Here is a 24,754-nt window from a genome sequence, read left to right as displayed (position 1 = left end):
CCTCAGGGAGTGCGTGCCGCGCCATCGGTGGCCGTGATCAGATCAGCGGGCCGATGTTCTTCAGGTGCTCTTCGTCGGCCAGCAGCTTGTGGTCGACGTGCACCGCGGCGTGCGCCGTCGGTTGCGTCGCCGCCACCGTCGGTGCGCTGCTGCCCGCCAGCACGTCGCTGGTCGGTGCCGCCAGCACGTCGGCCAGTTGCACCGGCAGTTCCTTGGCTGCTGCCGCATCGGTCGTCGGCGCCTTGCCGAACCAGACGTCCGCCATGTCGTGCTTCGCGCCGTCGGTCGTCGTGTAGCTCGACACCAGGCCCAGCAGGTTGCCGTTCTGCACCGTCGTGCCGCTCGCGGCATGCAGGTCGAGCGAGACGATCCCGAAGTCGGCAAGGCCCTTCAGCTCGCCCGCCTCGGAGATGCCGTCCTGGTTGGCATCGACCCACACCTTCAGCTTGTCGAAGTTCACGTCCGCGGCGGTCAGCTTGCCGTCGTGGTTCGTGTCCTCGATCTTCATGGCCTCGTAACCGTTGCCGGCGCGGGTGCCGTCGGCCTTCACGGTGGCGACGCCGAACAGCTCGGTGCCGTCGTTGATCCTGCCGTCGCCGTTGCGGTCCATCACCAGGATGCCGTCGGTCGAAGACGCCCAGCCCACCTTGTTGGCATGGCCGGTGGCGTTCAGGTCGAAGTTGACGCCGTGCGCCGCCGAGACGGTGGAGACGCCGTCGCCGTTCAGGTCCAGCACGATCGGCGAGGCCGCCATGAAGGCATCCAGCTGCGGCGACGACATCACCGCGATGTCCTGGCCTTCGAAGGCCGAGATCTGCGTCATCGTCATCGCTGCGATGTCCTGGGTCTCCAGCGCCATCGTCTGCGTGGTCGTCAGCGCGACGATCTGGTCGGTCGTCAGCGAATGCACCTGGGCGGTGGTGAACGCGGCGATCTGCGCCGCGCTCAGCGCCTGGAAGGTGTCGGTCGTGATGGCCATCACCTGGTCGGTCGTCAGCGACTGGATCGCGGCCGTGCTCAGCGCATGGATGTCCGCGGTCTCCAGGTTGCCGATCTGCGTGACCGTCAGCGACTGGATCTGCGCCGTGTTCATCACCAGGAACTGCGAGGCGTTGAACGCGTTCAGGTCGTCGGTCGCCAGGTGCGAGATCTGCGACGTCGTCAGGTTGCTGACCTGGCCGCCCAGCGAAGACAGCTGGGTGGTTGTCAGTTCGCCCAGCTGCGCATCGGTCAGGGCGCGCAGCGAGGTCGAGGTCAGCGCGCGCAGGTCCTGCGTCTCGATCACCGAGATCTGGTCGGTGGTGATGCCGAGCACCTGGGTCGCCGACAGCGACGCATAGTGCGCCGTCGTCAGGGCTTGCAGGTCGTCGGTTGCCATCGTGCCAATCTGCGACGCGGTCAGCGACGCCGACTGCGCGGTGGTCAGCGCAGCGAACTGCGTGCCGGTCAGCGCATTCAGGTCGTCACTCGACAGGCTGGAGATCTGCGTGGTGGTCAGCGAAGCGACCTGCGCCGTCGTCAGCGCGGCGAACTGGTCGGAGCCCATCGCGTCCAGCTGGGCGGTGCTCAGCGAACGCAGCGCCGCGGTGCTCAGCGCACGCAAGTCGTCGGTCTGCAGGGCGGCCATCTGGTCGCTCGTCAAGGTCTGCACCTGCGCCGTCGAGAAGACCGCGAACTGGCTGGTGGTCAGCGCGTTCAGGTCGTCGGTGGTCAGCGTGCCGACCTGGCTGGCCGTCAGCGCCGCCACCTGGCCGGTGGTCAGTGCCGCCATCTGGTCGGACGTCAGCGCCGCCAGCTGGTCGGAGTCGAGCGCACGGATCGCGTTGGTGCTCAGCGCGCGCAGGTCGGACGACTCCAGGTTCGGCATCTGGTCGGTCGTCAGCGCATGCGCCTGGGCCGTGGTCAGTGCCGCGTACTGGGCCGTCGTCAGCGCACGCAGGTCGTCCGACGCGAGGCCGGCGATCTGGGTGACCGTCAGCGAGGCCACCTGGGCCGTCGACATCGCCGCGAACTGCGCGGTGCCGAAGGCGTTCAGGTCGTCGGTGACCAGGTTGCTCAGTTGCGCCGTGGTCATCGCGGCGACCTGGGCCACCGTCAACTGGCCCATCTGGTCGGAGCTCAGCGCGTCGATCTGCGCGGTGCTCATGTTGGCGATGGCCGAGGTGCTCAGTGCACGCAGGTCCGACGATTCCAGGTGCGGGATCTGGTCGGAGGTCAGCGAAGCGACTTGCGCAGTCGACAGGATCGCGAACTGGGCGGTGCTCAGCGCGTTCAGCGAGTCGGAGCTCAGCGACGACAACTGGGTCGTCGTCAGTGCGCCCACTTGCGCGGTCGTCAGCGACGCGACCTGGTCCGAGGTCAGCGCAGCGAACTGGTCGCTGTTCAGGCCGCGGATGCCGGCGGTGCTGATGGCGCGCAGGTCGGCCGATTCCAGGTGCGGGATCTGGTCGCTGGTCAGCGCGCCGACTTGCGCGGTGCTGAGCGCGGCGTAGTGCGCCGTGGTCATCGCCCGCAGGTCGTCGGTCTCCAGGCCAGCCACCTGGCCGACCGTCAGCGAAGCGACCTGGGCGGTCGACAGCGCGGCGAAGTCGGCGGTGTTCAGCGCGTTCAGGTCGGTGCTGGTCAGGTTCGACAGCTGCGAGGTGGTCAGGGCGGCCACTTGCGCGGTCGTCAGCTGGCCCATCTGGTCAGAGGTCAGTGCATCGATCTGCGCCGTGGTCCAGTTGCGGATCGCGGCGGTGCTCAGCGCACGCAGGTCGGCCGATTCGAGCGTCGGGATCTGGTCGGTGGTCAGCGCGGCGGCCTGGGCAGTCGACAGCGTCGCGAATTGCGTCGTCGTCAGCGCGTTCAGGTCGTCGGTGCCGAGTTGCGACAGCTGGGTCGTCGTCAGCGCGGCCACTTGCGCGGTCGTCAGCGCGGCGAACTGGTCGCTGGTCAGCGAACCGAGCTGCGCGGAATCGAGCTGGCGCAGCGCGGTGGTGCTGATCGCACGCAGGTCGGCCGATTCGAGGTTCGGCAGCTGGTCGGTCGTCAGCGCGGCGACTTGCGTGGTCGACAGCGCGGCGAAGTGCGCCGTGGTCATCGCCCGCAGGTCGTCCGACTGCAGGCCGGCGATCTGCGTGGCCGTCAGCGAAGCGACCTGGGCGGTCGACAGCGCGGCGAAGTCAGCCGTGTTCAGCGCGTTCAGGTCGTCGGTGACCAGGTTGCTCAGTTGAGCCGTGGTCAGGGCGGCCACTTGCGCGGTCGTCAGCTGGCCCATCTGGTCGCTGGTCAGTGCATCGACCTGCGCGGTGCTCCAGTTGCGGATCGCGGCGGTGCTCAGCGCGCGCAGGTCCGACGATTCCAGGTGCGGGATCTGGTCGGAGGTCAGCGACGCGGCCTGGGCGGTCGACAGGATCGCGAACTGGGCGGTGCTCAGCGCGTTCAGCGAGTCGGAGGTCAGCGACGACAGCTGGGTCGTCGTCAGCGCGGCCACTTGCGCGGTCGTCAGCGAGGCCACTTGATCCGAGGTCAGCGCAGCGAACTGGTCGCTGTTCAGGCCACGGATGCCGGCGGTGCTGATGGCACGCAGGTCAGCCGACTCCAGGTGCGGGATCTGGTCACTGGTCAGCGCGCCGACTTGCGCGGTGCTGAGCGCGGCGTACTGCGCCGTGGTCATGGCACGCAGGTCGTCGGTCTCCAGGCCAGCCACCTGGCCGACCGTCAGCGAAGCGACCTGGGCGGTCGACAGCGCGGCGAAGTCGGCGGTGTTCAGTGCGTTCAGGTCGGTGCTGGTCAGGTTCGACAGCTGGGTCGTCGTCAGGCCGGCCACCTGGGCGGTCGTCAGCTGGCCCATCTGGTCGGACGTCAGCGCGTTCAACTGGTCGGTGTTCCACGAACGCAGCGCGGCGGTGCTCAGGGCCCGCAGGTCGGCCGATTCCAGCGTCGGAATCTGGTCGGTGGTCAGCGAAGCGACTTGCGCGGTCGACAGGATCGCGAACTGGGCGGTGCTCAGCGCGTTCAGCGAGTCGGAACTCAGCGACGACAGCTGGGTGGTCGTCAGCGCGGCGACTTGCGCGGTCGTCAGCGAAGCCACCTGGTCCGAGGTCAGCGCAGCGAACTGGTCGCTGTTCAGGCCGCGGATGCCGGCGGTGCTGATGGCACGCAGGTCAGCCGATTCCAGGTGCGGGATCTGGTCGCTGGTGAGGGCACCGACTTGCGCGGTCGACAGCGCGGCGTAGTGCGCCGTCGTCATCGCGCGCAGGTCATCGGTCTCCAGACCGGCGATCTGGCTGACCTTCAGCGAAGCGACCTGGGCGGTCGTCAGCGCGGCGAAGTCGGCGGTGTTCAGCGCGTTCAGGTCGTCGGTCGTCAGGTTGCTCAGCTGGGTCGTCGTCAGGCCGGCCACTTGCGCGGTCGTCAGCTGGCCCATCTGGTCGGACGTCAGCGCGTTCAGCTGGTCGGTGTTCCACGAACGCAGCGCGGCGGTGCTCAGCGTGCGCAGGTCGGTCGATTCGAGCACCGGGATCTGGTCGGTGGTCAGCGACGCGACTTGCGTGGTCGACAGCGCGGCGTACTGCTGCGTCGTCAGTGCGCGCAGGTCGTCGCTGTTCAGCGTCGACAGCTGCGTGGTCGTCAGCGCGGCGACCTGGCCGGTCGTCAGCGCGCCGATCTGGCTCGAGTCGAGGGCAGCCAGCTGGTCGCTGTTCAGCGCGCGGATCGCGGTGGTGCTGATGGCACGCAGGTCGGCCGATTCGAGGTTCGGGATCTGGTCGGTCGTCAGTGCACCGACCTGGGCCGAGTTCATCGCGGCGTACTGGGCGGTGGTCAGCGCACGCAGGTCATCGGATTGCAGCCCGGCGATCTGGGTAGGCGTGAGCGACGCGACTTGCGCGGTCGACAGCGCAGCGAACTGCGCGGTGTTCATCGCGTTCAGGTCGTCGGTGACCAGGTTGCTCAGCTGGGCGGTCGTCAGGCCGGCGACCTGGGTGGTCGTCAGCTGGCCCATCTGGTCGGAGGTCAGCGCGTCGATCTGGGCCGTGGTCCAGTTGCGGATCGCGGCGGTGCTCAGCGCGCGCAGGTCGGCCGATTCCAGGTGCGGGATCTGGTCGGTCGTCAGCGCGGCGGCCTGGGCGGTCGACAGGATCGCGAACTGGTTGGTCGTCAGCGCGTTCAGGTCGTCGGAGCCGAGGCCGGCCAGCTGCGCCGGCGTCAGCGCGGCGACCTGGGCGGTCGTCAGCGCAGCGAACTGGTCGCTGGTCAACGCACCGAGCTGGTCGGAGTTCAGCTGGCGCAGCGCGGCGGTGCTGATGGCGCGCAGGTCGGCCGATTCCAGGTTCGGAATCTGGTCGGTGGTCAGCGCGGCCACTTGCGCGGTGTTCAGCGCGGCGTACTGGGCCGTCGTCAGCGCACGCAGGTCATCGGACTGCAGGCCGGCGATCTGCGTCGCGGTCAGGCCGGCGACCTGTGCGGTGCTCAACGCGACGAACTGCGCGGTGTTCATCGCGTTCAGGTCGTCGGTGACCAGATTGCTCAGCTGGGCGGTCGTCAGGCCGGCGACCTGGGCGGTCGTCAGCTGGCCCATCTGGTCGCTGGTCAGCGCGTCGATCTGCGCGGTGGTCCAGTTGCGCAGCGCGGCGGTGCTCAGCGAACGCAGGTCGGCCGATTCCAGGTGCGGGATCTGGTCGGTCGTCAGCGCGGCGGCCTGCGCGGTCGACAGCACGGCGAACTGGTTGGTCGTCAGCGCGTTCAGGTCATCGGTGCCGAGCGTCGACAGCTGGGTCGTCGTCAGTGCGGCGACCTGGCCGGTGGTGAGTGCGGCGAACTGGTCGCTGGTCAGCGAACCGAGCTGGTCGGAGTTCAGCTGGCGCAGTGCCGTCGTGCTGATCGCACGCAGGTCGGCCGATTCGAGGTTGGGCAGCTGGTCGGTCGTCAGCGCGGCGACCTGGGCGGTCGTCAGCGCAGCGAACTGGGCGGTGCTCAGCGCGCGCAGGTCATCGGACTGCAGGCCGGCGATCTGCGTCGGCGTCAGTGCGGCGACTTGCGCGGTGGACAGTGCGGCGAACTGGTTCGTCGACAGCGCGTTCAGGTCGTCGGTGACCAGGTTGCTCAGCTGGGCAGTCGTCAGGCCGGCGACCTGGGCGGTCGTCAGCTGGCCCATCTGGTCAGAGGTCAGCGCGTCGATCTGCGCGGTGCTCCAGTTGCGGATCGCGGCGGTGCTCAGCGCACGCAGGTCGGACGATTCCAGGTGCGGGATCTGGTCGGACGTCAGCGCGGCGGCCTGGGCCGTCGACAGGATCGCGAACTGGGCGGTGCTCAGTGCGTTCAGCGAGTCGGAGCTCAGCGAGGCGAGCTGCGTGGTCGTCAACGCGGCGACTTGCGCGGTCGTCAGCGATGCCACCTGGTCCGAGGTCAGCGCAGCGAACTGGTCGCTGTTCAGGCCGCGGATGCCGGCGGTGCTGATCGCACGCAGGTCAGCCGATTCGAGGTGCGGGATCTGGTCGCTGGTCAGCGCGCCGACCTGGGCAGTCGACAGCGCGGCGAACTGCGCCGTCGTCATCGCACGCAGGTCGTCGGTTTCGAGGCCGGCGACCTGGGCCACCTTCAGCGCGGCGACCTGGGCGGTCGACAGCGCGGCGAAGTCGGCGGTGTTCAGCGCATTCAGGTCTTCGGTCGTCAGATTGGCGACCTGGGTCGTCGTCAGCGAGGCCACCTGGGCCGTGCTCAGCGCGCCCATGTGGTCGGAGTTCAGCGCGGCCAGCTGGTCGCTGTTCAGCGCGCGGATCGCGGCGGTGCTCAGCGCACGCAGGTCCTGCGTCTCCAGGTTCGACATCTGCGTCGTCGTGATGGCGGCGGCCTGGGCGGTCGTCATCGCGGCGAACTGCGCGGTCGTCAGCGCGTTCAGGTTGTTGGTGTTCAGGCCGTCGACCTGCGGCGTCGAGGTCAGCGCGGCGACCTGGGCGGTCGTCAGCTGGGCCATCTGGTCGGAGGTCAGCGCATTGATCTGGTCGGTGTTCAGCGCGCGGATCGCGGCGGTGCTGAGCGCGCGCAGGTCGGCCGATTCGAGGTTCGGGATCTGGTCGGTCGTCAGCGCACCGGCCTGGGCCGAGTTCATCGCGGCGTATTGCGCGGTGCTCAGTGCGCGCAGGTCATCGGACTGCAGGCCGGCGATCTGGGCGGTGGTCAGCGACGCGACCTGGGCGGTGGACAGCGCGGCGAACTGCGCGGTGTTCATCGCGTTCAGGTCGTCGGTCGTCAGGTTCGTCAGCTGGGTGGTCGTCAGGCCGGCCACTTGCGCGGTCGTCAGCTGGCCCATCTGGTCGGACGTCAGCGCGTCGATCTGCGCGGTGCTCCAGCTGCGCAGTGCAGCGGTGCTCAGCGTGCGCAGGTCCGACGACTCCAGGTGCGGGATCTGGTCGGTGGTCAGCGCGGCGGTCTGCGCGCTCGACATCGCGGTGAATTGCGCGGTGCTCAGTGCGTTCAGGTCGTCCGAAGCCAGCGACGCGATCTGCGTGGTCGTCAGCGCGGCCACCTGCGTGGTCGTCAGCGACGCGATCTGGTCGGAGGTCAGCGCGGCGAACTGGTCGCTGTTGAGGCCACGGATGCCGGCGGTGCTGATCGCACGCAGGTCCGAGGACTCGATGTTGGGCATCTGGTCGCTGGTCAGCGCGGCGACCTGGGCGGTGGTCAGTGCGGCGTACTGGCCGGTGGTCAGCGCGCGCAGGTCATCGGATTGCAGGCCGGCGATCTGCGTCGGGGTCAGCGCGGCGACCTGGGCGGTCGACAGCGCGACGAACTGCGCGGTGTTCATCGCGTTCAGGTCGTCGGTGCCCAGGTTGGCCAGTTGGGACGTGGTCAGTGCGGCGACCTGCGAGGTCGTCAGCTGGCCCATCTGGTCGGAGCTCAGCGCGTCGATCTGCGCGGTGGTCCAGTTGCGCAGCGCGGCGGTGCTCAGCGCGCGCAGGTCGGCCGATTCGAGCGTCGGGATCTGGTCGGTGGTCAGCGAAGCGGCTTGCGCGGTCGACAGCGTCGCGAACTGCGTGGTCGTCAGCGCGTTCAGGTCGTCGGTGCCGAGGGTGGACAGCTGGGTCGTCGTCAGCGCGGCGACCTGGCCGGTGGTCAGCGCGGCCATCTGGTCGCTGGTCAGCGAGCCGAGCTGGTCGGAGTTCAGCTGGCGCAGCGCGGCGGTGCTGATGGCACGCAGGTCGCTCGATTCGAGGTTGGGCAGCTGGTCGGTGGTCAGTGCGGCGACCTGGGCGGTCGTCAGCGCAGCGAACTGGGCGGTGCTCAATGCACGCAGGTCATCGGACTGCAGGCCGGCGATCTGCGTCGGCGTCAGTGCGGCGACTTGCGCGGTGGACAGTGCGGCGAACTGGTTCGTCGACAGTGCGTTCAGGTCGTCGGTGACCAGGTTGCTCAGCTGGGCGGTCGTCAGGCCGGCGACCTGCGCGGTCGTCAGCTGGCCCATCTGGTCGGAGGTCAGCGCGTCGATCTGCGCGGTGCTCCAGTTGCGGATCGCGGCGGTGCTCAGCGCACGCAGGTCGGACGACTCCAGGTGCGGGATCTGGTCGGATGTCAGCGCGGCGGCTTGTGCCGTCGACAGCACGCCGAACTGCGTGGTGCTCAGTGCGTTCAGCGAATCGGAGGTCAGCGACGACAGCTGGCCGGTCGTCAGCGCCGAGACCTGGCCGGTCGTCAGCGAGGCGACCTGGTCCGAGGTCAGTGCGCCGAACTGGTCGCTGTTCAGGCCGCGGATGCCCGCGGTGCTGATCGCACGCAGGTCGGCCGATTCGAGGTGCGGAATCTGGTCGCTGGTCAGCGCGCCGACTTGCGCGGTGGTCAGCGCGGCGAACTGGGCGGTGCTCAGTGCGCGCAGGTCATCGGTCTGCAGGCCGGCGATCTGCGTCGGGGTCAGGGCCACGACTTGCGCGGTGGACAGTGCGGCGAACTGCGCGGTGTTCAGCGCGTTCAGGTCGTCGGTGGTCAGGTTGGCCAGTTGCGCGGTGGTCAGGCCGGCGACCTGGGCGGTCGTCAGCGCGCCCATCTGGTCGGAGGTCAGTGCATCGATCTGCGCGGTGGTCCAGCCCTTCAGCGCGGCGGTGCTCAGCGCGCGCAGGTCGTTGGTCTCGAGGGTCGGAATCTGGTCGGTCGTCAGCGACGCGGCCTGGGCGGTCGACAGCGCGGCGAATTGCGTGGTTGTCAGCGCGTTCAGGTCATCGGTGCCGAGCGTCGACAGCTGGGTCGTCGTCAGGGCCGCGACCTGGCCGGTGGTGAGTGCGGCGAACTGGTCGCTGGTCAGCGAACCGAGCTGGTCGGAGTTCAGCTGGCGCAGCGCGGCAGTGCTGATGGCACGCAGGTCGCTCGATTCGAGGTTGGGCAACTGGTCGGTGGTCAGCGCGGCGACCTGGGCGGTGGTCATCGCGGCGTACTGGGCGGTGCTCAGTGCGCGCAGGTCATCGGACTGCAGGCCGGCGACCTGCGTCGGCGTCAGCGCGACGACTTGCGCGGTGGACAGCGCGGCGAACTGCGCGGTGTTCATCGCGTTCAGGTCGTCGGTGACCAGGTTGGCCAGCTGGGCGGTCGTCATCGCGGCCACCTGCGAGGTGGTCAGCTGGCCCATCTGGTCGGAGGTCAGCGCATCGATCTGGGCGGTCGACAGGTTGCGGATCGCGGCCGAGCTCAGCGAGCGCAGGTCCGACGATTCGAGCGTCGGGATCTGGTCCGAGGTCAGCGCGGCGGCCTGTGCGGTGGTCAGCGCGGCGAACTGGTTGGTCGTCAGCGCGTTCAGGTCGTCGGTGCCGAGCTGCGAGATCTGCATGGTCGTCAGCGACGCGACCTGGGCGGTCGTCAGCGCGGCGAACTGGTCGGAGCTGAAGGCGCCGAGCTGGTCGGAGTTCAGCGCGCGCAGCGTGGTCGACGTCAGTGCCCGCAGGTCCTGCGTTTCCATCACGGCGAGTTCGGCGGTGCCGATCGCGGAGACGTTGGTCGACGGGATCGCGGCGACTTGCGTCGTCGTCAGTGCCTGGAACTGCGCGGTGTTGAACGCTGCCCAGTCCTCGGTCGTCAGCCCGGCGATGGACTTCGTGGACAAGCCGGCGATCTGAGCGGTCGTCAGGAACTGAATGATGCTGGCCATGAAGGGCGTCCTTTGTGTGGAATTCGTTTGCGGGGTCGGCGGCGGTGCGTGCACCTGATCCAAACCGGACCCAGTCAAACGGGAATATCGGATACATGTGTCTTGCCCTTAAGGTGCAAATGAGGCGCGGATACGGCGCTGTTTGCGCAATCCGTCTGGTTTGGGTCTGCTTCGGCCGGTGCTGGTAGATTGCGCGCCATGACCGATTTCACGTTCTACTGGCATGACTACGAAACCTTCGGCCGCGTGCCGCGCCATGACCGGCCGGCGCAGTTCGCCGGCATCCGCACCGATGCCGACCTGAACGAGCTGCCCGGTGGCGAGCTGATGGTGTATTGCCAGCCGGCGCCCGACTACCTGCCCGACCCGGAGTCGTGCCTGCTGACCGGCATCCTTCCGCAGACCTGCCTGGAGCGCGGCGTGCCCGAGCATGCGTTCGCCGACGCGATCGAGGCGCAGCTGGCGCAGCCGGGCACCATCGGTGTCGGCTACAACACGATCCGCTTCGACGACGAGGTCACGCGCCACCTGTTCTGGCGCAACCTGATCGACCCGTACGCGCGCGAGTGGCAGAACCAGTGCGGGCGCTGGGATCTGCTCGACGTGGTGCGGCTGACCTGGGCGTTGCGGCCGGAGGGCATCACCTGGCCGACGCATGACGACGGCCGGCCGTCGTTCAAGCTGGAGCATCTGACGGCCGCGAACGGGCTGGCGCACGAAGCGGCGCACGATGCCTTGTCGGACGTGCGGGCGACCATCGCGCTGGCGAAGCTGATCAAGTCACGCCAGCCGCGGCTGTGGGATTTCGCACTGAAGCTGCGCCGCAAGGACGAGGTGATCCAGGAGATGGGCGTGGGCCGGCCGTTCCTGCACATCTCGGGCATGTACGGCGTCGAGCGCGGCTGCATGGCGCTGGTGTGGCCGCTGGCGCCGCACCCGAGCAACAAGAACGAATTGATCGTGTGGGACCTGGCGAGCGATCCGTCGGAGCTGTTCACGCTGGACGTCGAGACGATCCGGCTGCGCATGTTCAGCAAGGCGGATGACCTGCCGGAGGGCGTGGCGCGGCTGCCGATCAAGACGATCCACATCAACAAGTCGCCGATGGTGATCGGCAATCTGAAGACGCTGAGCGATGCGGTGGCGGCGAAGTGGGGTGTCGACGTGCCGCTGGCGATGGCGCACGCGGAGCTTGCCGCGAAGCAGGGGCATTTGCTGGCCGGCATGTGGCCGGCGGTGTTCGAGCGGCCGGCGCCGGGCACGAAGCCGGACGTGGACGAAGACCTGTACGGCGGCTTCGTCGGCAATGAAGACCGCAAGGCGCTGCAGCGGCTGCGCGGCCTGTCGCCGCAGCAGCTGGCCGACAAGCGGCCGGCATTCGCCGACCCGCGGCTGGCGGAGATCCTGTTCCGTTATCGGGCGCGCAACTTCCCGCAGACGCTCAGCGAGGCCGAGCAGGCGCAGTGGCTGGAGCACCGGGTGCACAAGCTGCACGACGGGGCAGGGGGGGCACTGACGCTGCAGGCGTTCTTCGACCGGATCGATGGGCTGCAGGAGTCCGAAGCGCTGGCGGAGGATGAACGGGCGCAGGACATTCTTGGTGCGCTGGTCGACTACGCCACCGAGATTGCACCGGATCGGGACTGATCTCTTCGTCGCGTCGCGTCGCGGCGGGTGAGGGGCTGGGCTTGGGGCTCATGCCGAGGCGGTCGGCCCTGGCGGGCCGACTCCACTGCGAAGATCGGCTTTGGGGATGCATCGGCAAACTCCCTCCACTCACTTCGTTCGTTGTGGTCAAACAGTGCCGATGAGTCAGTCTACGAAGCGCGCTGGCGCGCGCCATCCCCAAAGCCGATCTTCTCCGTCGCCTCAGAAATCGCCCCAAGCCCAGCCCCTCACCCGCCACGCCGCTAAGCACCACCCGCTCTTGTTGGGGGGAAAAGACTGAAGTGACCGACAAGCGCGCAGACGCCTGCATGCTTGTCGGTCACTTCAGTCTTTTCCCCCCAACACAGCGAGCGTTGTTCGCAAAGGCGCGGGTGGGGAGGCTGTGGCGCGCCAATAAGGAGGGGGCGCCGGAGCTGGCTGGATTCATGGCCCGCGCGCGCAGCGCGCTTCGTGGACTGCGAAAGGCGCGGGTGGGGAGGCTGTGGCGCGCCAATAAGGAGGGGGCGCCGGAGCTGGCTGGATTCATGGCCCGCGCGCGCAGCGCGCTTCGTGGACTGACTGTCGCCGACTGTTTGACCACAGCGAACGAAGTGAGCGGAGGGAGTTTCGGCGACGGGCCATGAAGCCAGTCAGCGCAGGGCAGTCTTCGCCCCGCCAGGGGCGAAGACCGCACCTGACGGCGCGCCACAGCCTCCCCACCCGCGCCTTTGCAGCGCACGTGAGCGAGCAGACGAAACTCAAGCCTCGGAATACTCCTTGATCCGGTCGAAGTTCAGGTACTGGTAGACCTTGTCCGAGGCCGCCGTCAGCACCCCCATGTCAGCCATGTACTCGTCCTTCGTCGGAATGCGCCCGAGCTTCGAGCAGATCGACGCCAGCTCGGCCGAGCCGAGGTAGACGTTGCTGTTCTTGCCCAGCCGGTTCGGGAAGTTGCGCGTGCTGGTCGAGAACACCGTCGCGCCTTCCTTCACCTGCGCCTGGTTGCCCATGCACAGGCTGCAGCCCGGCATCTCCATGCGGGCACCGGCCGTGCCGAGCACGCCATAGTGGCCTTCCTCGGTCAGCTGGTGCGCGTCCATCTTGGTCGGCGGTGCCACCCACAGCTTCACCGGGATGTCGCGCTTGCCCTCGAGCAGCTTGCTGGCGGCCCGGAAGTGGCCGATGTTCGTCATGCACGACCCGATGAACACCTCGTCGATCTTCGCGCCCGACACCTCGGCCAGCGTCTTCACGTCGTCCGGGTCGTTCGGGCACGCGACGATCGGCTCGTGCACGTCGGCCAGGTCGATCTCGATCACCGCCGCATAGTCGGCATCGGCGTCGCCCTTCAGCAGCTGCGGGTTCGCAAGCCAGGCTTCCTGCGCGGCAATGCGGCGCTCCAGCGTGCGCGCATCGGCATACCCCTGCGCGATCATCCACTTCATCAGCGTGATGTTGCTGTTGATGTACTCGATGATCGGTTCCTTGTTCAGGTGCACCGTGCAGCCGGCCGCCGAACGCTCGGCCGACGCGTCGCTCAGCTCGAACGCCTGCTCCACCTTCAGCTCGGGCAGCCCTTCGATCTCGAGGATGCGGCCCGAGAAGATGTTCTTCTTGCCCTTCTTGTCGACCGTCAGCAGGCCTTGCTTGATCGCATACAGCGGGATCGCGTTGACCAGGTCGCGCAGCGTGACCCCCGGCTGCATCGTGCCCTTGAAGCGCACCAGCACGCTCTCCGGCATGTCCAGCGGCATCACGCCGGTGGCGGCCGCGAACGCCACCAGGCCGGAACCTGCCGGGAAGCTGATGCCGATCGGGAAGCGGGTGTGGCTGTCGCCGCCGGTGCCGACGGTGTCGGGCAGCAGGAAACGGTTCAGCCAGCTGTGGATCACGCCGTCACCCGGGCGCAGCGAGATGCCGCCACGCGTGCTGATGAACTCCGGCAGCTCGTGGTGCATCTTCACGTCGACCGGCTTCGGGTAGGCCGCGGTGTGGCAGAAGCTCTGCATCACCAGGTCGGCGCTGAAGCCCAGGCAGGCCAGGTCCTTCAGCTCGTCGCGCGTCATCGGGCCCGTGGTGTCCTGCGACCCTACGCTGGTCATGCGCGGCTCGCAGTACGTGCCAGGGCGCACGCCCTGCTGCTGGCCGTTGACGACCGGCAGGCCGCAGGCCTTACCGACCATCTTCTGCGCCAGCGAGTAACCCTTCTTGGTGTCGACCGGGCTCTGCGGCAGGCGGAACAGCGTCGACGGCGCCAGGCCCAGCGCCTCGCGCGCCTTCGCGGTCAGGCCGCGACCGACGATCAGCGGAATGCGGCCACCGGCGCGCACCTCGTCGAACAGCACCTCGCTCTTGACCTTGAACTCGGCGATCACCTGGCCGTTCTTCAGCGCCTTGCCTTCATACGGGCGCAGCTCGACCACGTCGCCCATCGCCATCTGGCTGACGTCGAGCTCGATTGGCAGCGCACCGGCGTCTTCCATCGTGTTGTAGAAGATCGGCGCGATCTTGTTGCCCAGGCACACGCCGCCGAAACGCTTGTTCGGCACGTACGGAATGTCTTCGCCGGTGAACCACAGCACCGAGTTGGTGGCCGACTTGCGGCTGGAGCCGGTGCCGACGACATCGCCGGCATAGGCCACCAGGTGGCCCTTGGCGCGCAGATCCTCGATGAACTTGATCGGGCCGCGCTTGCCGTCTTCTTCCGGCGTGATGCCGGGGCGCGCGTTCTTCAGCATCGCCAGTGCATGCAGCGGGATGTCGGGGCGGCTCCAGGCGTCGGGCGCCGGCGACAGGTCGTCGGTGTTGGTCTCGCCACCGACCTTGAAGATGCTGACGGTGATCGACGCCGGCACCTCGGGGCGCGACGTGAACCATTCGGCATCGGCCCAGCTCTGCAGCACCGCACGGGCGTGGTCGTTGCCCTTGTCGGCCTTGGCCTTCACGTCGTGGAACTGGTCGAACATCAGCAAGGTGCCCTTCAGGCCCTTGGCGGCGACGGCGCCTACCGCGGCGTCGTCCAGCAGGTCGATCAGCGGGCTGATGTTGTAGCCGCCGAGCATCGTGCCCAGAAGCTCGGTCGCCAGCTCGCGGGAAATCAGGGAATTGGGTTCGGTGCCATGCGCAACGGCGGCGAGGTACGAGGCCTTCACCTTGGCCGCATCGTCCACACCCGCGGGCACGCGGTGGGTCAACAGGTAGACCAGGTTCGCGCCTTCACCGGCCGGCGGCACCTTCAGCAGCTCGATCAGTTCGGCGGTCTGCGCGGCCGACAGCGGCAGCGGCGGGATGCCGAGGGCGGCGCGTTCGGCAACATGTTGGCGATAGGCTTGAAGCATGCGGTTCTCCGGGGGCAATGACGTTCAGGAAAAGGAAAAGCCCTGCACCCGCTGGGCGGGGCAGGGCGCAGGCATCGGTCTCCGGAGACCGTCGGCGATTACTTGCCGGCGGCCGCAGCGGCAGCCCGTTGTTTCTCGTGGACGCAGCCGTCGACCAGGCGTTGGCCAACCTTGGTGTCCATCAGCATCGACTTGTTGGCGATCTGCAGCAGCAGCGCGACGCCCTTGACGTCTTCCAGGCGCAGCGCACCCGTCGACGACGACACCGGCTTCATCGTGAACAGCTTCTTGCCGAAGGCCACGTCGACGTAACCGGGGAATTTCGGGTTGATCGAGACGTCGATCTTCTGATCGAACTCGCATTCGTACGGGCCGTACAGCGTGCGCTCGGCGGCATCGAGCTGGGCCTGGTCGGCGGCCGGCAGCGTGGCTTCCACCTTCTTGGGCGGGGCCTTCTTCGCCGCGGTGGCAGCGGGCTTCGCGGCCGGCTTGGCCGGCGTGGCGGGATCGGCGGCCATGGCAGCGGCCGAGGTCAGGCCGAAGGCCAGAGCAAGAATCAGGTTGCGGGACATCGTGTCGCTCCAACAGGTTGTGAGAAGGAGCGATTGTGGAGGTGGGTGGTGGCACACATCGCCGGCCAACCCGCGTCTTTGAAACAATTTGATGGCTTGTTGCGCACTTGCCGCGCGAGGTCGTGGAATACATCACGGCCCCTCCGCGAAGAAGGCCTGCCGCACCTCGATGGGCAACGGCTGCCCGGTGCGGGCGGCGCGCTCCAGCACGTGCCAGTAATAGCGGTAGCTGGCACGGTCGTGCAGCGTGTCGCGGTGGCTGGTCGGCGCCCACTGCGCCGCCTGGGCCGCCATCAGGATCTCGGTCGCGAGGTCGGTTTCGGCGGCAGTCGGCGCGAACGCATCGACGATGGTGCGGACCTGGTCGGGGTGGATGCTCCACATGCGCAGGTAGCCGAGCTGGCGCGCGGCCTTCGACGCCGCCGCCTGCAGCAGGTCGAGCTTGCGGAACTCGGTCACCACGCAGTGCGACGGCACCTTGCCGTGGCCGTGGCAGGCGGCCGAGATCGCCAGCTTCGCGCGCAGCACCAGCGGGTGCTCGAACTGGCCGGTGGCGCTCATCGCCTGGTGGCCGATCGCGCCGCGGTGCGCCGAGACGAAATCCATCAGCCCGAACGACAGCGACTCGATGCGCGGGTGCGCGGCGATCGCATCGACCTCGCGCAGCGCGCCGTGCGTCTCGATCAGCGCGTGGACCGGGATCTGGCGTTCCAGGCCATGGCGCTCGCACGCGGCGTCGATCGACGAGACCGCGGCCTGCAGCTGCGCGAGGCTCTCGACCTTCGGCACCATCAGGTAGGCCAGCCGGGTGCCGGCCAGCTTCACCAGCGTGTCGACGTCGCCGTCGAAGGCCGCGTCATCGGGTGCATGCACGCGGGCGCCGACGCGGCCGTGGCGGTTGGCCGGCGACATCACGAACGACGCGACCATCTGCGCATGCTCGGCCTCGCCGCCGACCGGCGCGCCGTCTTCGCAATCGAGCGTGATGTCGAACACCGGCCCGAGCTCGGCCTGCAGTGCCAGGCTCTTGTGCATGCGCGCTTCGACGCCGGCGTAGTGGTCGCAGACGGGCAGCGCGGGCAGCATGTCGCCGGCGCCGAACAGGATGTCGCGCGGATGGATCGCCATCACGCCGCCTTCTGCGCCACGATGAACAGCCGCGGGAACGCCAGCAGCAGCCGGCCGTCGGCATGCGCCGGGTAGGCCTCGGCGATGCGGCGGGTGTACGCCTCGAGGAACGAGGCGCGCAGCGCCGGCGGCAACGGATCGATGAACGGCTTCAGCCCGGTGGCGCGCACCCATTCGACGATCGCGGCGGCGTCGGCCATCGGGTGCTGGTACGCGGTGCGCCACACCTGAACCCGCGCGGCCAGCGGCGCGAGCAGGTCGTAGTAGCCGCCGACGCCGAGCATCGGCGTGCGCTTGGCATCGGCGTTGCCGATCGGTTCGGCCCACGGCGCGAGCGCGGCGGTCTCCCGCATCAATCGGTGCGTCGGCTCGTCCCGGTTGTCGGGCATCTGGATCGCGAGCGTGCCACCGGGTGCCAGTTCGGCGAACAGCCGCGGCAGCAGCCTCGCGTGGTCGGGCACCCATTGCAACGAGGCGTTCGCGTAGACCAGCGCGGCGGGCGACGCGGGCCGCCACGCCGAGATGTCGCTCTGCTCGAACACGCAGCCCGGCAGGCGTTCGCGGGCACTGGCGAGCATCGCTTCGGAGGTATCCGTGCCGATGACCTGCGCGCCGGGGAAGCGGCCCACCAGCAGCTCGGTCGAATTGCCCGGTCCGCATCCGAGGTCGAACACCGGGCCGGCCGGGATGGAACCCACCTGCGCCAGCAGATCGCGCGCCGGGCGCGTGCGCTCGTCTTCGAACTGCTTGTAGAGGTCGGGATTCCAGTCGCTCATCGTGTGCTCCGTGGAGGTCGAGCCGAAAAAAAGGCCGGATGCAGTCCGGCCTTCTCTCGGGCCCGCAGCCGTGCTTACAGCAGGTGCTTGACGCCTTCCTGCTCTTCTTGCAGTTCTTTCAGCGTCAGGTTGATGCGCTCTTGCGAGAACGCGTCGATCGGCAGGCCTTCGACCAGCTTGTATTCGCCGCCGGCGGTGGTGACCGGGAAGCCGAACATCGTGTCCTTCGGGATGCCGTACTGGCCGTCGGACGCGATGCCCATCGTGACCCACTTGCCGTTGCTGCCCAGCGCCCAGTCGCGCATGTGGTCGATCGCGGCGTTGGCGGCCGATGCCGCCGAGCTGAGGCCACGCGCCTCGATGATCGCGGCGCCGCGCTTGCCGACGGTCGGCAGGAACGTGTCCTTGTTCCACACGTCGTCGTTGATCAGCTCCTTGACCGACTTGCCGTCGATGGTGGCAAAGCGGTAGTCGGCGTACATCGTCGGCGAGTGGTTGCCCCACACGGCCAGCTTCTCGATGCTCGACACCGGCTTGCCGGTCTTCGCGGCGATCTGCGACGCGGCGCGGTTGTGGTCCAGGCGCAGCATCGCGGTGAAGTTCTTGCGCGGCAGGTCGGGGGCGCTCTTCATCGCGATGTAGGCGTTGGTGTTGGCCGGGTTGCCGACCACCAGCACCTTGACGTTGCGCGACGCGACGGCGTTCAGCGCCTTGCCCTGCGCGGTGAAGATCTGCGCGTTGGCGGCCAGCAGGTCCTTGCGCTCCATGCCGGGACCGCGCGGGCGGGCACCGACCAGCAGCGCGTAATCGGTGTCCTTGAAGGCGGTGTTGGCATCGCCGTGCGCTTCCATGCCGGCCAGCAGCGGGAACGCGCAATCGTCGAGTTCCATCATCACGCCCTTCAGCGCCTTCTGGGCCTTCTCGTCGGGGATCTCGAGCAGCTGCAGGATCACCGGCTGGTCCTTGCCCAGCATCTCGCCGGAGGCGATACGGAACAGCAGGGCGTAGCCGATCTGGCCAGCGGCACCGGTGACGGCAACGCGAACGGGTTTCTTGCTCATGGGGAGTCTCCGCAGGGTTCAGTGGTCGATGACAGCGCTGCAAGAAGAGGCTTGGTGCAGCCTGCTGTGCGAGCCCGAAGTGTAGGGGAGTCTAGGTGGCGACCCTGCCCTCTGTCAAGGATCTTATGTCTTATATAAGACATCTTCCAGCAGTCATGGACGGCAAGGGCCGAGCTGTGCTGCAATCGCGGTCTCATGGCCACCTCGACCCCTTCCTCCGCTGTCGCCGCGCTTGCCGCTGCCGGCGAAGCGCCGCCTGCCGACGCCGGCGGGCCGGCCTTCAGCCCGCTGTACCAGCAGATCAAGGGGCTGATCACGCGCAGCCTGCAGAGCGGCGAATGGAAGCCGGGCGAGGCGATCCCGAGCGAGATGGAGCTGGCCGCGCGCTACAAGGTCAGCCAGGGCACGGTGCGCAAGGCGATCGATGCGATGGCCGACGAGAACCTGCTGGTGCGCCGCCAGGGCAAGGGCACCTTCGTCGCGACGCATGCCGAAGAGAAGATCCAGTACCGCTTCCTGCGGTTGATGCCGGACGACGGCGAGATCGGCGGCGCGACACGCCATGTCATCGATTGCCGCCGCCAGCGGCCGGGTGCCGAGATTTCCCGCGCGCTCGAACTGAAGTCCGGCGACGCGGCGATCCAGATCCGCCGGCTGCTGCAGTTCAAGCGCGTGCCGGTGGTGCTGGACGACATCTGGCTGCCGGCCTCGCTGTTCAAGGGGCTGACGGCCGAGCGCCTCACCGGCTACCGCGGGCCGCTGTACGGCCTGTTCGAAACCGAATTCGGCGTGCGCATGATCCGCGCCGAAGAACAATTGCGGGCGGTGGCGGCCGACGCCGGCGCGGCCGAACTGCTGGGCGTGCCGGTCGGCGAGCCGCTGCTCAGCGTGGAGCGGCTGTCGCGCACCTATGGCGACAAGCCGGTCGAGCTGCGGCGCGGCCTCTACAACACGCGCTCGCATTACTACAGGAACGAACTCAGCTAGCCGCGAAGGCGCATCATTCGCCCGCGGTTGCTTCTTCGCACCGCACGCGAACGTGCTGCATTGCAATAAAATCTTTCGGTTTCGTCTCGCACACAACATGCAAACAAGGTGGGTATGACAGAGATTTCCAAGCCAATCTCCTCACGGAGGCCAGGAACGATGCGTCTGATCGACGCCACCCACTACCGGCTGCCCCTCGCAGGCTGGGTGTCGATCCTGCATCGCGTCAGCGGCCTGCTGATGTTCGTGCTGCTCCCGTTCATCGTCTGGATGTTCGACACGAGCCTGACCTCCGAGGTCTCGTACTCGCAGTTCACCGGCGTCTTCATGGGTGGCTTCGGCTTCGTGCCGGCCTGGTTCGTCAAGCTCGCGACGCTCGCGCTGATCTGGGCCTACCTGCATCACTTCATCGCCGGCGTGCGCCACCTGTGGATGGACGCGACCCACTCGGTCAGCAAGGAATTCGGCCGCCAGTCGGCGCTGGTCACGCTGGTGCTGAGCGTGTTGCTGACGCTGGTCCTCGGCTACAAGCTGTTCTTCTGAGGCGCACCCCATGACAACGAACTATGGTTCCAAGCGCCTGGTCGTCGGCGCGCACTACGGACTGCGCGACTGGATGGCCCAGCGCGCCACCGCGCTGGTGATGGCGCTGTTCACGGTCGCGCTGATCGTGCAGGTGCTGCTGCCGGGCCCGATGGGCTACGACAAATGGGCGAACATCTTCTCGCGCCAATGGATGAAGGTGCTGACCTTCGTCGTGATCGTCTCGCTCGCGTACCACGTGTGGGTCGGCGTGCGCGACGTGCTGATGGACTACGTGAAGCCGGTCGGCGTCAAGCTGGCGCTGCAGGTGTTCACGCTGGTGTGGCTGGTCGGCTGTGCCGGCTGGGCGATTCAAGTGCTCTGGAGACTGTGACGTGAGCTTCTCTTCTTCTTCGATCTCCAGGCGCAAGTTCGACGTCGTCATCGTCGGCGCCGGCGGCTCGGGCATGCGCGCCTCGCTGCAACTGGCCCGCGCCGGCCTGAACGTCGCCGTGCTGTCCAAGGTGTTCCCGACCCGTTCGCACACGGTGGCCGCGCAAGGCGGCATCGGCGCGTCGCTCGGCAACATGTCCGAAGACAACTGGCACTACCACTTCTTCGACACGGTGAAGGGCTCCGACTGGCTCGGCGACCAGGACGCGATCGAGTTCATGTGCCGCGAAGCGCCGAAGGTGGTCTACGAGCTCGAACACTTCGGGATGCCGTTCGACCGCAACCCCGACGGCACCATCTACCAGCGCCCGTTCGGCGGCCACACCGCCAACTACGGCGAGAAGCCGGTGCAGCGCGCCTGCGCCGCTGCCGACCGCACCGGCCACGCGATGCTGCACACGCTGTACCAGCAGAACGTCAAGGCGCGCACGCACTTCTTCGTCGAGTGGATGGCGCTCGACCTGATCCGCGACGCCGAGGGCGACGTGGTCGGCGTCACTGCGCTCGAGATGGAAACCGGCGAGCTGCACATCCTCGAAGCCAAGACCGTGCTGCTGGCCACCGGCGGGGCAGGGCGCATCTTCGCGGCATCGACCAACGCCTTCATCAACACCGGCGACGGCCTGGGCATGGCGGCGCGTGCCGGCATCCCGCTGGAAGACATGGAGTTCTGGCAGTTCCACCCGACCGGCGTGGCCGGGGCCGGCGTGCTGCTGACCGAAGGTTGCCGCGGCGAAGGCGCGATCCTGCGCAACAGCGATGGCGAGCGCTTCATGGAGCGCTATGCGCCGACGCTGAAAGACCTGGCGCCGCGCGATTTCGTCTCGCGCTGCATGGACCAGGAGATCAAGGAAGGGCGCGGCTGCGGTCCGAACAAGGACTACGTCGTGCTCGACATGACCCACCTCGGCTCCGAGACGATCATGAAGCGCCTGCCCAGCGTGCTGGAGATCGGCCACAACTTCGCGAACGTCGACATCACGAAGGAGCCGATCCCGGTCGTGCCGACCATCCACTACCAGATGGGCGGCATCCCGACCAACATCCACGGCCAGGTGGTCGTGCCGAAGGACGGCGACCCGAACGCGGTGGTCAACGGGCTGTACGCGGTCGGCGAATGCTCCTGCGTCAGCGTGCACGGCGCGAACCGCCTGGGCACGAACTCGCTGCTCGACCTGCTGGTGTTCGGCCGCGCGGCCGGCAACCACATCGTCGACTCGGCGCTGAAGACCAAGGCGCACAAGGCGCTGCCGGCCGATGCCGCCGAGCGCACGCTGGCCCGCCTGAACAAGTACGAGGCCAGCAGCGGTGGCGAGTACGCGCAGGACGTGGCCAACGACCTGCGCAACTCGATGCAGAAGCATGCCGGCGTGTTCCGCACGCAGGCCACGATGGACGAAGGCGTCGAGCAGGTCAAGGCGATCGCCGAGCGCGTGAAGAACATCCACCTGGCCGACAAGTCCAAGGTGTTCAACACCGCGCGCATCGAGGCGCTGGAGGTCGAGAACCTGATCGAAGCCGCACTGGCCACGATGATCTCGGCCGCAGCCCGCCACGAAAGCCGCGGCGCCCACACCGTCAACGACTACGCCGACTCGCCCGAATTCCCGAACGGCCGCAACGACAAGGTCTGGATGAAGCACTCGCTGTGGTACAGCGAAGGCAACCGCCTCGACTACAAGCCGGTCAAGCTGACTCCGCTGACGGCCGAATCGATCCCGCCGAAGGTCCGCTCGTTCTGAGCCATCGCCACAAGAACGTCGAAAGCATTTCATGACCAAGCGTGTTTTCCAGATCTATCGGTACGACCCCGACACCGACACCAAGCCGCGCATGCAGACGATCGAGGTCGAGCTCGACGGCAGCGAGCGCATGCTGCTCGATGCGCTGATGAAGCTGAAGGCGGTCGACCCGACCATCAGCTTCCGCCGCTCGTGCCGCGAAGGCGTCTGCGGTTCGGATGCGATGAACATCAACGGCAAGAACGGCCTCGCGTGCCTGACCAACATGCGCACGCTGCCCGATGTCGTCGTGCTGAAGCCGCTGCCCGGCCTGCCGGTGGTGCGCGACCTGATCGTCGACATGACGCAGTTCTTCACGCAGTACAACTCGATCAAGCCCTACCTCGTCAACGACATGCCGCCGCCCGAGAAGGAGCGCCTGCAGTCGCCGGAAGAGCGCGAGGAACTGAACGGCCTGTACGAGTGCATCCTGTGCGCCAGCTGCTCGACCAGTTGCCCGAGCTTCTGGTGGAACCCCGACAAGTTCGTCGGCCCCGCCGGCTTGCTGCAGGCCTACCGCTTCATTGCCGACAGCCGCGACCAGGACACCGCCGGCCGCCTCGACAACCTCGAGGACCCGTACCGCCTGTTCCGCTGCCACACCATCATGAATTGCGTCGACGTCTGCCCGAAGGGTTTGAACCCCACCAAGGCGATCGGCAAGATCAAGGAACTGATGGTTCGCAGAGCCGTCTGAACTCCACATGACCGACACGCTGCTCGATGAACGTGCCCTCAGCAAGCTGCGCTGGCGTTGCCGGCGCGGCCTGCTCGAGAACGACCTGTTCGTCGAGCGGTTCTTCGCGCGTCATGAGTCCGCGCTGACGGTCCGGCAGGCAGAAGGCCTCGCGCTGCTGATGGACCTGTCCGACAACGATCTGCTCGACCTGTTGCTCGCCCGCAAGGAACCCGATGGTGACCTGCACCGGGCCGATGTGCTGGAAGTGCTTCAGCTGATGCGCGCCCGGCACTAGATGGCGCGTGCGTATAAAGTCTTACTACCTCTGAAGGAACGCTCATGACCCCGTCCGACGTGAAAGCCACCCTGTCGTTCTCCGATGGCAGCCCTGCGATGGACCTGCCGGTCTACAAGGGCACGATCGGTCCGGACGTGATCGACATCCGCAAGCTGTACGCGCAGACCGGCAAGTTCACCTACGACCCGGGCTTCCTGTCGACCGCCGCCTGCCAGTCGAGCATCACCTACATCGACGGCGACAAGGGCGAGCTGCTGTACCGCGGCTACCCGATCGAGCAGCTCGCGACCAACTGCGACTACCTCGAGACCTGCTACCTGCTGCTGAACGGCGAACTGCCGAACGAGACCGAGAAGACCGATTTCGTCAAGCTGGTGACCAACCACACGATGGTCAACGAGCAGATGCAGTTCTTCCTGCGCGGCTTCCGCCGCGACGCGCACCCGATGGCGGTGCTGACCGGCCTGGTCGGCGGGCTGTCGGCCTTCTATCACGACAGCACCGACATCAACAACCCGAAGCACCGCGAGATCTCGGCGATCCGCCTGATCGCGAAGATGCCGACGCTGGTGGCGATGGCCTACAAGTACGGCATCGGCCAGCCGTACATCTACCCGAAGAACGACCTGTCGTACTCGGGCAACTTCATGCGCATGATGTTCGCGACGCCGTGCGAGGACTACGAGCCGAACGAGGTGCTGGTGCGCGCGATGGACCGCATCTTCATCCTGCATGCCGACCACGAGCAGAACGCGTCGACGTCGACGGTGCGCCTGTGCGGCTCGTCGGGCACCAACCCGTTCGCGGCCATCGCGGCCGGCGTGGCCTGCCTGTGGGGCCCGGCGCACGGCGGTGCCAACGAGGCGGCGCTGAACATGCTGGAAGACGTGCAGAAGATGGGTGGCGTCGAGAAGATCGGCGAGTTCATCAAGCAGGTCAAGGACAAGAACTCCGGCATCAAGCTGATGGGCTTCGGTCACCGCGTCTACAAGAACTACGACCCGCGCGCCAAGCTGATGCGCGAGACCTGCCACGAGGTGCTGAACGCGCTGGGCCTGCAGAACGACCCGCTGTTCAAGCTCGCGATGGAACTCGAGAAGATCGCGCTGGAAGACGAGTACTTCGTCGCCCGCAAGCTGTACCCGAACGTCGACTTCTACTCGGGCATCGTGCAGCGCGCGATCGGCATCCCGGTCAGCCTGTTCACGGCCGTGTTCGCGCTGGCGCGCACCGTCGGCTGGATCGCCCAGCTGAACGAGATGATCGGTGACCCGGAGTACAAGATCGGCCGTCCGCGCCAGCTATTCCACGGTGCCACGCAGCGCAATGTGAAACCCATTGCGCAGCGAAACTGAGCCCCGCCGGCAAGCAGCCTGAACTCACCCCTGCGAAAACCCC

At 67.5% G+C, this 24,754-nt stretch carries 14 protein-coding genes; 8 read left to right on the top strand and 6 right to left on the bottom strand.

Features of this window, described 5'->3' with window-relative positions; all coding sequences use genetic code 11:
- Window positions 1-37 precede the first annotated feature (37 nt).
- Complete coding sequence (locus tag ASC98_RS13770; protein ID WP_056811822.1) at window positions 38-10,114, bottom strand: hypothetical protein; 10,077 nt, start codon at window positions 10,112-10,114, stop codon at window positions 38-40.
- Window positions 10,115-10,312: 198 nt separating this feature from the next.
- On the opposite strand from ASC98_RS13770, the gene sbcB reads away from it, so the two are divergent.
- Window positions 10,313-11,761: an exodeoxyribonuclease I gene (gene sbcB / locus ASC98_RS13765; protein WP_056811819.1), complete on the top strand. Its 1,449-nt coding sequence runs from the start codon at window positions 10,313-10,315 to the stop codon at window positions 11,759-11,761.
- Between the two features lie 758 nt (window positions 11,762-12,519).
- On the opposite strand, the gene acnB is transcribed toward sbcB, so the two are convergent.
- The 5 genes from acnB to ASC98_RS13740 form a co-directional block, all read right to left on the bottom strand.
- Window positions 12,520-15,099 (bottom strand): bifunctional aconitate hydratase 2/2-methylisocitrate dehydratase, encoded by a 2,580-nt coding sequence (acnB, locus tag ASC98_RS13760; RefSeq protein WP_056811816.1) that lies wholly within the window; start codon window positions 15,097-15,099, stop codon window positions 12,520-12,522.
- 98 nt (window positions 15,100-15,197) lie between these two features.
- On the bottom strand, window positions 15,198-15,671 hold the full coding sequence (locus tag ASC98_RS13755; RefSeq protein ID WP_056811813.1) for a hypothetical protein: 474 nt from the start codon (window positions 15,669-15,671) through the stop codon (window positions 15,198-15,200).
- A gap of 132 nt (window positions 15,672-15,803) precedes the next feature.
- Window positions 15,804-16,799, bottom strand: coding sequence for a CoA ester lyase (locus ASC98_RS13750; protein ID WP_056811810.1), 996 nt, complete (start codon window positions 16,797-16,799; stop codon window positions 15,804-15,806).
- The gene (gene tam / locus ASC98_RS13745; RefSeq protein WP_056811807.1) at window positions 16,799-17,575 is read right to left on the bottom strand and encodes a trans-aconitate 2-methyltransferase; all 777 of its coding nucleotides are present in this window, start codon (window positions 17,573-17,575) and stop codon (window positions 16,799-16,801) included. Before tam ends, ASC98_RS13750 begins: the two co-directional genes overlap by 1 nt.
- A gap of 74 nt (window positions 17,576-17,649) precedes the next feature.
- Window positions 17,650-18,636, bottom strand: coding sequence for a malate dehydrogenase (locus ASC98_RS13740; RefSeq protein WP_056811804.1), 987 nt, complete (start codon window positions 18,634-18,636; stop codon window positions 17,650-17,652).
- 195 nt (window positions 18,637-18,831) lie between these two features.
- On the opposite strand from ASC98_RS13740, the gene ASC98_RS13735 reads away from it, so the two are divergent.
- The 7 genes from ASC98_RS13735 to gltA all read left to right on the top strand — a co-directional run bounded on the left by ASC98_RS13735 (window position 18,832) and on the right by gltA (window position 24,711).
- Window positions 18,832-19,623 carry a GntR family transcriptional regulator gene (locus ASC98_RS13735; RefSeq protein WP_082541618.1) on the top strand — a complete coding sequence of 264 codons (792 nt, stop codon included), beginning with the start codon at window positions 18,832-18,834 and terminating at the stop codon, window positions 19,621-19,623.
- A gap of 114 nt (window positions 19,624-19,737) precedes the next feature.
- Window positions 19,738-20,166, top strand: coding sequence for a succinate dehydrogenase, cytochrome b556 subunit (sdhC, locus tag ASC98_RS13730; RefSeq protein WP_056811801.1), 429 nt, complete (start codon window positions 19,738-19,740; stop codon window positions 20,164-20,166).
- A 10-nt stretch (window positions 20,167-20,176) separates the two neighbouring features.
- On the top strand, window positions 20,177-20,539 hold the full coding sequence (sdhD, locus tag ASC98_RS13725) for a succinate dehydrogenase, hydrophobic membrane anchor protein (protein ID WP_056811798.1): 363 nt from the start codon (window positions 20,177-20,179) through the stop codon (window positions 20,537-20,539).
- A gap of 73 nt (window positions 20,540-20,612) precedes the next feature.
- Window positions 20,613-22,340: a succinate dehydrogenase flavoprotein subunit gene (gene sdhA, locus ASC98_RS13720; RefSeq protein WP_369820421.1), complete on the top strand. Its 1,728-nt coding sequence runs from the start codon at window positions 20,613-20,615 to the stop codon at window positions 22,338-22,340.
- Window positions 22,341-22,371: 31 nt separating this feature from the next.
- Window positions 22,372-23,076 carry a succinate dehydrogenase iron-sulfur subunit gene (locus ASC98_RS13715; protein ID WP_056811792.1) on the top strand — a complete coding sequence of 235 codons (705 nt, stop codon included), beginning with the start codon at window positions 22,372-22,374 and terminating at the stop codon, window positions 23,074-23,076.
- 7 nt (window positions 23,077-23,083) lie between these two features.
- Window positions 23,084-23,353, top strand: coding sequence for a succinate dehydrogenase assembly factor 2 (locus ASC98_RS13710; protein WP_056811790.1), 270 nt, complete (start codon window positions 23,084-23,086; stop codon window positions 23,351-23,353).
- A gap of 44 nt (window positions 23,354-23,397) precedes the next feature.
- Entirely contained in the window at window positions 23,398-24,711 is a 1,314-nt protein-coding gene (gltA, locus tag ASC98_RS13705; RefSeq protein ID WP_056811788.1) for a citrate synthase, read from the top strand.
- The last annotated feature ends 43 nt before the right edge of the window (window positions 24,712-24,754 follow it).

It is taken from the genome of Rhizobacter sp. Root1238 (assembly GCF_001425825.1).
GTDB lineage: Bacteria > Pseudomonadota > Gammaproteobacteria > Burkholderiales > Burkholderiaceae_C > Rhizobacter.
The sequence above is the reverse complement of the archived record's forward strand: the minus strand, read 5'-3'. Positions and strand labels throughout refer to the sequence as shown.